The sequence below is a fragment of the Streptomyces sp. NPDC127068 genome (genome assembly GCF_042724695.1).
In the GTDB taxonomy this organism is placed as follows: Bacteria; Actinomycetota; Actinomycetes; order Streptomycetales; family Streptomycetaceae; genus Streptomyces.
The window spans coordinates 1-13,510 of sequence record NZ_JBHXEN010000097.1 but is presented as its reverse complement, the minus strand read 5'-3'; the positions used below and the strand labels follow the sequence as shown (position 1 = coordinate 13,510).

The following is a 13,510-nucleotide window of genomic DNA, read 5'->3' as shown; positions in this document are numbered from 1 at the left end:
GCAACAACAACACCCGCAACAAAGGCGGCACACCCACATCAAACCGCCGACCACCCTCCTCCTCCTTCAACCGCCCAGCCTCAACCCCCGCCTCCCCCACCGACAACCCCGAAAGATCCACCTCACGCCACGGCAACTCCACACCCTGGGCCACGACTTGCACGAACTGCTGCATTCCGGCGGGCTGCTGGAACCCCACCCGGAGGCTGGCGTGGCGGTCAAGGAGCGCTTGGAGGGACGCCCGCAGAACCGCGGGGTCCAGCGGAGCAGCCAGACCGGTCACGAACTGCTCGACGTAGACGTCCTCGGCCTGCTCGTCGTACTGGGAGTGGAACAGTAGCCCTTCCTGAAGGGAGGACAAGGGCCACACGTCCTCGATACGCAACTCGCTCACTGCGTCACTCACTCCTTCTCGCCTGAGAGCTTGCTCTGAAGCGCATCGATCTGGCTCTGTGCCAGGGCGACGAGCGGAAAGTCCGAAGGTGCCTGCTTGTCTTGGTGCGTTTCCGGATGGTGGGCCGCGAGCCCGGTGAGCATCGCCACCCACCCGTCGATCAGGTCCTGGAGGGCCGCCTGGTCGAGGGGTCCGACCGGGCAGACCAGGGAGACCGTCAGCTCGGGGCCTTCCGGCAGGTCCCGCACGATGCCGCCCGCCTCCAGCAGATGGGCGGCGGGAGTGTCCGCATCGGCCGTGCCGCCGAGCACCGAGTCCCCGGCCGGCTGCCAGGCGGTGTCCCCCTGCGGGTCCGCCTGGCCGGCGCCGAACCGGCCCAGGTAGTTGAAGCCGATCTGGGGGCTCGGTAGCCCGGCCAGCGCCTCGGAGGTCTTGGGGTTGAGGTGGCGCAGCAGCCCGAAGCCCAGTCCGTCGCCGGGCACGGCCCGCAACTGCTCCCTGACCCGGCGGACCAGTCGGGCCACCGCGGGGCCCCCGGAGCGGATCGCTGCGTACTCGGTGGTGCCGGGGTCGAGGCGCACGGGGTGGCTGCTGGTGAACCAGCCGACCGTACGGGTGAGGTCCATGTCGTCGGAGAGCGGCTCACGGCCGTGGCTCTCGATGTCGACCAGTACACCGCCCGCGAGGTTGCGCCCCTTGCGGCGCCGCCATTCGCCGATGGCTGCCACCAGGCCGGCGAGCAGCACGTCGTCGACTCCGGCGTCGAAGGCCGCCGGGACACGGGTGAGGAGGTCGTTCGTGACCGGAACCGGGAGCCTGGCCTCGATCAGCCGCACCCCGGCGGCCACGGTGTCCACCGCGGGGTCGAGTGCGCGCTTGCCGAGCAAGGGGTTGGGTCCGCGCAGAGAACGCGTCCAGGTGGACAGTTCGGCGGTCCGCTCCGCACTCAACGCCTCGTTCTCCAGGGTCCTGGCCCAGCGGCGGTAGGACGTTCCGCGCACCAGGTCCGGGGTCCCGCCGTCGGCCAGGGCCGCGGCTGCGGCGGCGAGGTCGGGCACGAGCACGCGCCAGGAGACTCCGTCGATCACCAGGTGGTGGGCCACCAGCAACAGGCGCCCGGGGGCGTCGGGTCCCGCGTCGAACCAGACCGCCTGGAGCATCGCGCCGGCCCGCGGGTCGAGCCGGTCCACCGCGCGGCGCCCCTCCACCTGGAGCAGTTCGGCGGCCGTGTCGACGTCCAGCCCGGCGGTGTCCACCCGCAGTAGGCGTTCGGCCGCCGGGACCGGTCCGGGCACCTCCAGGTAGGTGGAGTCGTCGGTGACGAGCCGGGCGCGCAGGATCTCGTGGTGGTCCAGCACTGCTTGGAGGGCCGATTCCAGCAGGGGCAGGTCGAGACCGGCGGGAGTTTCGATCAGCATCGACTGGGACAGCACCCCGGTCAGCGCCGCGGGGCCGGACCGCTCCACCAGGTCCAGCATCACCGGGGTGAGCGGGGCCCGTCCCGTGCCGATGTCGTCCTCTCGGGGGCCCGCGCCCGCCTCGTGGGCATCGGTGGTCACGGCGACCGCGGCGAGCGCGGCCGGGGTCTTCCGTTCGAACACTTGTCGAGCGGTGATCACCACGCCGGCCCGCCGGGCCCGCGCCACCATCAGCATCGACATGATCGAGTCGCCGCCGAGCTCGAAGAACGAGTCCTCCGCGCCCACCCACTCCAGGCCCAGGACGTCGCGGAACAAGCCGCAGAGCAGTTCCTCGACCGGAGTCTCCGGACCGCGACCCGCCGACACCGTCACCTCGGGCGCGGGCAGGGCCGCCCGGTCGAGCTTGCCGTTCACCGTGACGGGCAGGGTGTCGAGCGCCATGACCGCGGACGGCACCATGTACTCCGGCAACCTGCCCGCGACGAGTTCGCGGAGCGCGTTGGTGTCGAGCGAGTCGCCCGCCGCGACGACGTACGCGACGAGCCGCTTGGCCCCCGGCTGGTCCTCACGCACGATCACCGCGGCCTGCCCCACCGACTCGTGCGCGGCAAGGACCGACTCCACTTCACCCGGCTCGATCCGGAAGCCTCGAATCTTCACCTGATCGTCCGCGCGGCCCGCGAACAGCAGCTCACCGTCGGCCGTCCAACGGGCCAGGTCGCCCGTGCGGTACATGCGCCCACCGCCGAACGGCGAGGCCACGAAACGCTCAGCGGTCAAACCCGGACGACCGTCGTAACCACGGGCCAGACCAGCACCCGATAGATACAGCTCACCCGTCACACCGGGCGGGACCGGACGCAGGAACTCGTCCAGGACGTACGCCCGACTGTTGTCCATCGGCCGGCCGATCGGCACGGCATCGGGCACGACGTCGGATGAGGTGTACGGAATCTCGGTGGTGAACGCGGTCGTCTCGGTCGGTCCGTACGTCGTCCGCACGACCAGATCGGGGTGCGCATCAAGGAGAGCGCGGATCGCGGACGCAGAGACCACGTCACCGCCTGTCGAGACCTCGCGGACACCGGCGAAGATCTCCGGCGACTCCTCCGCCAACACCCGGAACAGGCCCGCAGTCGCGTGGACGTTGGTGACCCCGTGATCGGCGATCAACCGACCGCGCTGAGCCGCGTCCAGATCACCTGACGGAGCAACCACCAGCTGGCCACCACGCGTCAGCGGCACCCACAGCTCGTACGTCGACGCATCGAAGGCGTGGTTGGCCTGCACCAACACCCGCTCCACCACATCGTCGCGCCACGCCCGATCCGCCACGAACGCCGCGACGTTGCGATGCGTGACCGCGACACCCTTCGGGCGACCCGTCGAACCAGACGTGTACATCACGTACGCCAGCCCGTCCGCAGACACCACGGGCGCCGAAGCCAGCGGAGCGGCCTCCAGGAGGTCGGTCACCGGGACCGTCTCCAGCCCCTCCCACGCCCGATCCGCGACCACCACCGGAACGCCTGCCTCGGACACCACGCCCCGGAGGCGGGCAACGGGATGCGCCGCGTCCAACGGCACGTACGCCGCGCCCGACTTCAGTACGCCGAGCAGCACCGCCACCAGCTCGGGCGAGCGGTCCATCAGCACGCCCAGTCGGCCGCCCGGGCCCACACCGCGGCTCGCCAACCACCCCGCCACGCGGTCGGAGAGGGCGTCCAACTCGGCGTAGGACCAGTTCGCTTCGCCTCCCACTACGGCCGGCGCGTCGGGTGTGCGCGCCACCTGCGCCGCGAACAGGGCCGGGACCGTCGAGGCGGGCAGCTCCCGTTCCGTGGCGTTCCAGTCCTGGACGACCGTGCGTTCCTCGTGGGGTTCCAGTACGTCGAGGTCGGCGAGGCGCAGCCGCGGGTCGGCGCCGACCTGGTCCAGGACCCGTGCGAGCCGTTCGGCCAGGGTCTTGACCGTCGCTCCGTCGAACAGGTCGGCGGAGTACTGGACGCCGCCGCCGAGGCCGGCCGGTGCGCCGTGGTCGTCGTGGTGTTCGGTGAGGTTGACCGAGAGGTCGAAGCGGGACGGAAGGGCGGCGTCCGGGAGGGTTTCGGACTCCTGTTGGTGCATGGTCAGTCCGGGCAGTCCCCATTCGGCGGTGGGGATGTTCTGGAGCACCAGCATGATCTGGAACAGGGGGTGGCGGGCGAGGGAGCGTTCGACTCCGATGTCGTCGACGAGCCGCTCGAAGGGCACGTCCTGGTGGGCGTAGGCGGCGAGGTCCGCCTCCCGGACCCGGGTCAGGAGCTCCTCGAACGTCGGGTTGCCGGTCGTGTCGGCCCGCAGTACCAGGGTGTTGACGAAGAACCCGGCGAGTTCTTCGAGTGCGGAGTCGCCGCGGCCGGCGACGGCGGTGCCGACGGGGATGTCGGTGCCGGCGCCGAGTCGGGTCAGCAGCATGGCGAGGGCGGTCTGTACGACCATGAACAGGGTGGCGGAGCCTCGTCGGGCCGCGTCCAGCAGGCCCGCGTGGGTGGCCGGGCCGAGGTCGAGCGGTACGGAGCCGCCCCGGAACGTGGGGATGGCGGGGCGGGTCCGGTCGGTGGGGAGGGCCAGTTCCTCGGGGATTCCGGCGAGGGCGTCGCGCCAGTGGGCGAGTTGGGCGCTGATCAGGCTGTCCGGGTCGTCGAGGTCGCCGAGGACCTCGCGCTGCCAGATGGCGTAGTCGGCGTACTGGACGGGCAGCGGCTGCCAGTCGGGGGCGGAGCCGTCGCGGCGGGCCCCGTAGGCGGTGCGCAGGTCGCCGGCGAGTACGCCCATGGACCAGCCGTCGACGGCGATGTGGTGGGCGACCAGCATCAGGACGTACTCGGCGGCGCTTCCGGACGGTGTGTCCGTGGTGGTTCCGTCGGCGTCCGTGGTGGTGAGGTCCGTGCGGACCAGGAGTTCCGTTCGCCAGGGCAGGTCACGGGCGAGGTCGAAGCCGCGGGTGGCGGCGTCGGCCAGTGCGTCGGGCAGTTCGGCTGCGGTGACCTCGCGGACACGCAGCGGCGGCGCCGAGTCGAGCAGTCGGGGGCGCGGGCTGCCGCCGGTGGCGGGGAACACGGTGCGCAGGGTCTCGTGCCGGTCGGCGACGTCCCGCAGGGCCGCTTCGAGGGCTTCGACGTCCAGGGGGCCGGAGAACCAGAGGGCCAGCGGCACGTTGTCGGCCGACTGGGCTCCGCTCTCCTGGAGTTGGTTGAGGAACCACATGCGCTGCTGTCCGAACGACAGCGGGAGGACCTCGGGGCGTTCGCGTGCCACGAGGCCGGTGCGGGTGCCGTCCTCGTTGGCCTCGACCAGGCGGGCGAGTGCGGCGACGGTCGGGCTGCCGAACAGCTCCCGTACGGTGATCTCGGTGTCCAGGACCGCGCGGACGCGGACGACGAGCCGCATCGCCAGCAGGGAGTCTCCGCCGAGGTCGAAGAAGGAGTCGTCGGGGCCGACCCGCTCCAAGTCCAGTACCTCGGCGTAGAGCGTGCAGAGCGCTTCTTCCGCCGCGGTGGCGGGTGCCCGTCCGGCGGCGGTGGCGTACTCGGGGGCGGGCAGGGCGGCCCGGTCGAGCTTGCCGTTCACGGTGAGCGGCAGGGCGTCCAGTTCCACCACGGTGGGGACCATGTAATCGGGCAGGTGCTCGGCGGCGAACTCCCTTAGTCCGGTGAGGTCGGCGTCCGTCCTGGGCACGGCGTAGGCGACGAGGCGCTTGACGCCCGGGGTGTCCTCCCGGGCGAGCACGCCGACCTGGGCGACGGCGGGGTGCCGGGTCAGGACGGCCTCGATCTCGGCGGGCTCGATGCGGAACCCGCGGACCTTCACCTGGTCGTCGGCGCGCCCCACGAACTCCAGCGTGCCGTCGGGTAGCCACCGTACGACGTCGCCGGTGCGGTACATGCGGGTGCCGGCGGCGGGTGCGAAGGGGTCGGCGAGGAACCGTTCCGAGGTCAGGGCGGAGCGGTCGAGGTAGCCGCGGGCGAGGCCGGTCCCGGCGATGTACAGCTCGCCGGGCACCGCTTCGGGCACGGGCCGCAGGGCGCCGTCGAGCACGTACACCCGCATGTTGGCCATCGGGCGGCCGATGGGGACCGAGTCGGGCACCCGGTCGGCCCGGGTGAGGGGGTGGGCGGTGGCGAAGGTGGTGGTTTCGGTGGGGCCGTAGCCGTCGACGACGGTGGTGCCGGGGGACGCTTCGAGGACCCGGCGGACGGCTGCGGCGGGCACGGCCTCGCCGCCCGTCCACACCTCGCGGACGCCGTGGAAGCAGCCGGGGGCTTCCTCGGCGAGGAGCCGGAACAGTCCGGCGGTCAGCCACAGCGCGGTGATCCCCCGGTCGGGGACGAGGCGTTCCAGGGCGCGGGCGTCCACGTCCGGGGGTGCCACGACGAGGGTGCCGCCGCCGAGGAGGGGGACCCACAGTTCGTAGGTGGAGGCGTCGAAGAACTGCGGCGAGTGCAGCAGGACGCGTTCCCGGCTGCCGCTGCCGTCCCAGCGGGGGTCCAGGGCCAGCCCGATCACCGCGCGGTGGCTGACCGCGACGCCCTTGGGGACGCCGGTGGAGCCGGAGGTGAACATCACGTACGCGAGCCGGTCGGGGTGGCCGGGGCGGACCGGGTCGGCGGCGGGGTCGGGGGCGGTGGTCGCCGGTTCCCGGGCCGTGTCGGACGGTTCGGCGTCGATGAGGACGACGGTGTCGGCGCGCTCGGCCGCCGCGGAGGTGCGCAGGGCGCGGTCGGTCAGCAGGACGGTGGCCGAGGCGTCGTCGACGATGCGGCGGAGTCGGTCGGCGGGGGCTTCGGCGTCCAGGGGCACGTAGGTCCCGCCGGCCTTCAGCACGGCGAGGATCGACACGATCAGTTCCGGGGACCTGCGGTGCAGTACGCCGACCCGGTGTTCCGGGCCCACGCCGAGGGCGATCAGCCGGTGGGCCAGTCGGTTGGCGCGGCGGTTGAGTTCGGCGTAGGTGGTGGGGGTGCCGTCGTGGTCGACGGCGATGGCGTCCGGGGTGCGGCGTGCCCGCTCTTCGAAGAGTTCCGGCAGGGTCGCGTCGGGCAGCGGGTGCGCGGTGTCGTTCCACCGGGTGACCAGCCGCTCGTGTTCGGCTGCGGGGAGGAAGCGGATGCGGCTGGTCGGGGCGTCGGGGGCGGCGGCCATCTCGGTGAGGATGCGCCGGGTGCGGTCCACCAGGGTCTGCACGGTCGCCTCGTCGAAGAGGTCGGGCCGGTAGTCGAGGCGCAGTTCGAGTCGGTCGGCCGGGGACGCGATCAGGGTGAGCGGGTAGTGGCTGGCCTCGTCGCCGCTGCCCCCGGTGATCCGCAGTCCGCCGAGTTGTTCGCCGGAGTCCGGGTCGTGGGGGTAGTTCTCGTAGACGACGAGGGTGTCGAAGGTCGCCCCGGGGCCGGCCAGGCGTTGGATCTCGGTGAGGCCGGTGTACTGGTGGGCGATGAGTCCGGCCTGCTCGGCCTGGAGGGCGGTGAGCAGGTCGAGGACGCTCTGCCCGGGGTCGATGCGGACCCGGACGGGCACGGTGTTGATGAACAGCCCGAGCATCCGCTCGACCCCGGGTATCTCCGCCGGCCGCCCGGCGACGGTGGTCCCGAAGACGACGTCGTCGCGGCCGGTGAGCAGGGCGACGAGCACCGCCCAGGCGCCCTGGACCACGGTGTTCAGGGTGAGGCCGTGGGCCCTCGCCGTCTCCCGCAGTGCGGTGGTGACCCGGGCGTCGAGCAGGGCGGTGACGTGCTGGGAGCGCAGGGGTTCGGCGTCCCGGTCCATCCGGGTGACCAGGGTGGGTTCGGTGGCGCCGGACAGGGCGGTCCGCCACGCCTCGGCGGAGACCTCGCGGTCCTGGCGGTCCAGCCAGGCCAGGTAGTCGCGGTACGGGGTGACGGGCGGCAGTGCGGAGGCGTCGCCGCCGGCCGCGTAGACCTCGGACAGTTCGCCGAACAGCAACGGCATCGACCAGCCGTCCAGCACGATGTGGTGCATCGTCATGACGAGGCGGTGCCGGGACGGCCCGGTCCGCAGGAGCAGGAAGCGCAGCAGGGGCGGGGTGGTGAGGTCGAACCTGGTGTGTTCCTCCGCGGCGAGCCGCAGTGCCTCGGTCTGCGCCTCGGCCGGGGGCAGCGACGACAGGTCCACCTCCCGCCAGGGCGGCCGGACGCCGGTGGCGACCACCTGGACCGGGGTGCCCGCGCCGGTCCGCTGGCGGATTCCGGTGCGCAGGCTGGCGTGGCGGTCCAGCAGGGCCTGCCAGGAGGCGCGGAGGGTCGCCGGGTCGAGGTCGCCTTCGAGGTCGAGGGTCCGCTGGCCGACGTACACGTCCTTGGTGCCCTCGTCGTACCGGGCGTGGAAGAGCATTCCTTCCTGGAGCGGGGACAGCGGCCAGATGTCGGTCAGGTCGGGGACCGCTTCCTCCAGCTCTTCCACTTCGTGCTGGTCGAGGTCGACGAGCGGGAAGTCGGAGGCGGTGTGTCCGCCGCCGGCCGGGTCGGCGGCACGGGTGGCGAAACCGGTCAGCATCGCGACCCAGCGGGAGGTGAGTTCCTGGAGCGCCCGCTGCTCGAAGAGTCCGGCGGGGCTGCCCAGGCTGAGGGTCATCTCGGGCCCGTCCGCCAGGTCACGGACCAGGCCACCGGCTTCGAGGGCGTGCAGCAGGGCCATCCGGGGGTCGGCGGCGCCACCGAGGACCGCACTGGAGTCGGGACTCCAACTGCCGCCCGTGTTGCTGCTGTTGGTGGTGAAGCGGCCCAGGTAGTTGAAGCCGATCTGTGCGCTGGGCAGGGCGTCGAAGGCGGCTGCCGTCGCGGGGTTGGCGTGCCGGAGCAGGCCGTAGCCGAGGCCGTCCCCGGGGACCGCCCTGATCTGTTCCTTGACCGTCTTCAGCAGCCGGGCCGCCGCCGGGCCGCCCGCCCGGACCTCCGTGCCGTCGACGCCCTCGGCGTCCAGGCGCAGCGGGTGGGAGCTGGTGAACCAGCCGACCGTGCGGGTGAGGTCCATGAACTCGGCGAGCGGCTCCCGGCCGTGGCCCTCCACGTCGACCAGTACGGGACCGGGGGTGCCGCGCCGTTCCTGCACCGCGGCGACCAGGCCGGCCAACAGGACGTCCTCGATCCCGGCGTGGAAGGCGGCGGGCACCCGGGTCAGCAGCTCGGCGGTGACCGATGCCGGGACCCGCACCTCGACCTGGTGGGTGCCCGCGGCGGCCGTGTCGACGGCGGGGTCGAGTGCCCGGCCGCCGAGCGGGGCGTCCGAACCCGCCAGGATCGCCGTCCACTGCGGGAGTTCGGCCAGCCGGTCGGCGCTGGTGGCCTCCCGGGCGAGCGCCAGCGCCCACTGGCGGAACGACGTCCCCACCGGGTCCGGGCGGTGGTCCGCCGACGGTTCGCCCGCGGCCTCGTAGGCCGCGGCGAGGTCCGGTACGAGGACCCGCCAGGACACCCCGTCGACCGCGAGGTGGTGCACCACGAGCAGCAGTCGGCCGGTCGCGTCGGATCCCCGGTCGAACCAGACCGCGCGGATCATCGGGCCGGTGACCGGGTCCAGTCGCTCCACGGCGGTGCGCTCGGCGCCGCGGATCAGTGCGGTGAGGTCCCCGTCGGTCGCGTCGACACGGTCCACCGGCACGGTGACGGTTCCCGCGTCGGGGACGGTCAGTCGGTCCGGTGCGCCGTCCACCAGTTCCAGTCGGGCGCGCAGGACGTCGTGGTGGTCCACGACCGCGTGGAGCGCCGCCTCCAGTCGGGGCAGGTCCAAGCCCGCCGGCACCTCCACGACCGTCGACTGGGAGAAGGTGCCCGTCAACGCCACCGGCCCGGCGCGCTCGACCAGTTCGCGCATCACCGGTGTCAACGGCACCGCGCCGACCGCCGGTACCGCGGTTCCGTCCGGTGTCCCGGCGCCCGACAGTTCCCGGGCGACCACGGCGAGCCCGGCCGGGGTCTTCCGCTCGAAGACCTCACGCGCCGTGATCACCACGCCGGCCCGCCGCGCCCGCGCCACCACCAGCATCGACATGATCGAGTCGCCGCCCAGCTCGAAGAACGAGTCCTCCGCGCCGACCCGGTCCAGGCCCAGCACCTCGCCGAACAGGCCGCAGAACAGTTCCTCCACCGGGGTCCGCGGGCCCCGGCCCGCGGACACCCGGATCTCCGGGGCGGGCAGGGCGGCCCGGTCCAGCTTCCCGTTGACCGTCACCGGCAGGGCGTCCAGGACGACGAACGCGGCCGGCACCATGTACTCCGGCAGGGTCAGCGAACCGTGCTCCCGGAGCGCTTCCGTGTCGACGCCCTCGCCCGCCGGAACGACGTAGGCCACCAGGCGCTTCACACCCGGCTGGTCCTCCCGGACCACCACCGCCACCTGGCCGACCGACGGGTGCGCGGCGAGGACGGACTCCACCTCGCCCAGCTCGATGCGGAAGCCGCGGATCTTCACCTGGTCGTCGGCCCGGCCCAGATAGACCAGCTCGCCGTCCTTGGTCCAGCGCGCCAGGTCGCCCGTCCGGTACATCCGCTCGCCGGGGGCACCGAACGGGGAGGCGACGAAGCGTTCGGCCGTCAGCCCCGGGCGCCCCGCGTACCCGCGGGCGAGTTGCACGCCCGCGAGGTGGAGCTCACCCGACACTCCCGGGGGAACCGGCCGCAGGGAGTCGTCCAGTACGTACGTCTGCGTGTTCCACACCGGTCGGCCGATCGGCACGGGGCCGGCGGGTGCCCCGTCGGTGCCGTCCCAGGCGGTCACCTCGACCGCCGCCTCGGTCGGTCCGTACAGGTTGTGCAGGCGCACCCCGATCCGCTCGCGGAACTCCGCCACCAGCTCGCCCGTGAGGGCCTCGCCGCTGGCGAAGACGCGCCGCAGTCCGGGGCAGTCCTCCGGGCCGACCTCCTGGAGGAACGCCCCCAGCATCGACGGCACGAAGTGGATCACCGTCACGGCGCGGCGTCGCACGACGTCGACCAGGTAGGCCGGGTCCCGGTGCCCGCCCGGCCGCGCCATCACCAGTGCGGCGCCCGTGAGCAGCGGCCAGAACAGCTCCCACACGGAGACGTCGAAACCCGTCGGCGTCTTCTGGAGCACCCGGTCCTCGGCGGTGAGGCCGTAGGTGTCCTGCATCCACAGCAGCTTGTTGGCGATGGACCGGTGGCTGACCACCACGCCCTTCGGACGGCCGGTGGAACCCGAGGTGTAGATGACGTACGCCGCGGTGCCCGGGGTGGGCGGGGTGCCCGGTGCCGTGGTGGGGTACGAGGCCACGTCCCGGACGGTGTCGGGCGCGTCCCACACCGTCCAGCCGTCGGCACCCGCCCGGTCGCCGCCGGTGGAGGCGGTGCACAGGACCACGGCGGGCGCCGCGTCGTCCAGGACGTACGCGATGCGCTCCGCCGGATGGTCCGGGTCCACCGGAACGTACGCGGCCCCGGCCTTCAGCACGCCCCACAGCACCACCGACAGGTCGACGGACCGCTCCAGCAGCAGCGCGACCCGGCTCCCGGGGCGCACCCCGCGGGCGCCCAGCCAGTGCGCGACCTGATTGGCGCGCTCGTCCAGCTCCCGGTACGACAGGGTGGACCCCTCGTCGGTGACCGCCACCGCACCGGGGGTCCGCCGGGCCTGCGCCACGAACAGGTCCGGCAGGGTGGTGGGTTCGACGGTCCGCCCGGTGTCGTTCCAGGTCCGGACGACGAGGTCGCGCTCGTCGGCGCTCATGACCTCGAACTCGTCGGCGTGCCGGCCCGGGGCCCGGGCCACCTGGTCGAGGAGCCGTTCCAGCCGCACGGCGAGGGTGCGGGCGGTGTCCTCGTCGAACAGGTCGACCGCGTACTGGAAGCCGCCCTCGATGCCGGTGGGCGCGCCCTGCTCGTCGCGGCGTTCCACCAGCCCGAGGGAGAGGTCGAAGCGGGCCGAGAACGACTCGTCGGCCAGCACGGGACGGACGTCCAGACCGTCGAGGTCCCAAGAGGCCTCGGCGCCGGGCGTGTTGTCCACGGTGAGCAGCACCTGGAACAGGGGGTGCCGGGACAGCGACCTGGCCGGGCTGAGGTCGTCCACCAGCCTCTCGAACGGCACGTCCTGATGGGCGAAGGCAGCGAGGTCCGCCTCCCGGACCCGGGCGAGCAACTCCTCGAAGGTCGGGTTCCCCGCCGTGTCCGTGCGCAGCACCAGGGTGTTCACGAAGAACCCGGCGAGGTCGTCGAGCACCGGGTCGGGGCGCCCCGCGACGGGTGTGCCGACGGGAATGTCGGTGCCCGCGCCGAGCCGGCTGAGCAGCAGGGCCAGTGCCGCCTGCACCACCATGAACACCGTCGCCGAACCGCGGCGGGCGACGGCCGCGAGCCCGGCGTGGGTGTCCGGGCCGACCGTCATCGGGACCCAGCCGCCGCCGAACGTTCCGACAGCGGGTCGGGGCCGGTCCGCGGGGAGGTTCAACTCGTCGGGCAGTCCGGCGAGCGCCGTCCGCCAGTAGCCCAGCTGGGAGTTCAACAGGCTGTCCGGGTCCGTCAGTTCGCCGAGCGTCTCACGCTGCCACAGCGCGTAGTCCGCGTACTGGACCGGCAGCGGGGACCGGTCGGGTGCCGCACCGTCGAGGCGCGCCGCGTACGCGGTCCGCAGGTCCTCGGACAGGACGCCCATCGACCAGCCGTCGACGGCGATGTGGTGGGCGAGCAGCAGCAGAACGGACTCCGAATCGGAGACCGCCAGCAACTCGGCCCGCCACGGCAGGTCCCGAGTCAGATCGAACGGCTCATTCGCCAACTCCGCCATGACACGTGCTAGTTCGGCTTCCGTGACCGCCCGCGTACGTAAGGCGGGGCGCCCGTCGGGTCCGTCGACGACGAGTTGTCGGGCGACGCCCTCCACCGCGGGGAAGACGGTGCGCAGGGTCTCGTGCCGGTCGGCCACGTCCCCCAGGGCCGCTTCCAGCGCGGCCGTGTCCAGCACACCGGTCAGTCGCAGCGCCAACGGCATGTTGTAGGCCGCGGCGGCACCCGACTCCTCCAGGCGGTTGAGGAACCACATCCGCTGCTGTCCGAACGACAGCGGCAATTCGACGGGACGCTGCTCCCGGGCGACGATCCCGGGCCGTGCCGGACGTCCCGGGACCTCGGTGATCCGCGCGGCGAGACCGGCCACGGTCGGAGCGGTGAACAGTTCGCGGATGCCGACCTCGGTGTCCAGGGCCGCGCGGATCGACGCGACCAGCCGCATGGCGAGCAGCGAGTCACCGCCGAGTTCGAAGAACGAGTCCTCGACGCCGACCAGGTCCGCTCCGAGGACCTCGGCGAACAGTCCGGCGAGGATCTCCTCCAGGGGGGTGGTGGGCGTCCGGCCGGAGGTCGATTCCTGGTTCGGAGCGGGCAGGGCGGCCCGGTCCAGCTTGCCGTTGGGCGTCAGCGGCACGGCGTCCAGGACCACGATCGTCGACGGCACCATGTGGTCGGGCAGGGTCAGCGCCGCGAAGTTCCGCAACGCCTTGCCGTCCACCGGCGCGGGCGCGGAGGCCGCGGGCACCACGTAGGCGACGAGGCGTTTCACGTCCGGTTGGTCTTCGCGCACGACCACGACCGCCCGGCCCACCGACTCGTGCCCGGCCAACGTCGCCTCGACCTCACCCGGCTCGATACGGAACCCCCGCACCTTCACCTGATCATCCACACGCCCCACC

At 72.8% G+C, this 13,510-nt stretch carries 2 protein-coding genes; both read right to left on the bottom strand.

The genetic code is table 11. From position 1 onward, the window contains the following. Positions 1-394: condensation domain-containing protein (locus tag ACFWIA_RS34440; RefSeq protein WP_387011215.1), on the bottom strand; the 394-nt coding region annotated here is incomplete at its 3' end. An 8-nt stretch (positions 395-402) separates the two neighbouring features. Further along, the gene (locus tag ACFWIA_RS34435; protein ID WP_387011214.1) at positions 403-13,500 is read right to left on the bottom strand and encodes an amino acid adenylation domain-containing protein; all 13,098 of its coding nucleotides are present in this window, start codon (positions 13,498-13,500) and stop codon (positions 403-405) included. Between the last annotated feature and the right edge of the window lie 10 nt (positions 13,501-13,510).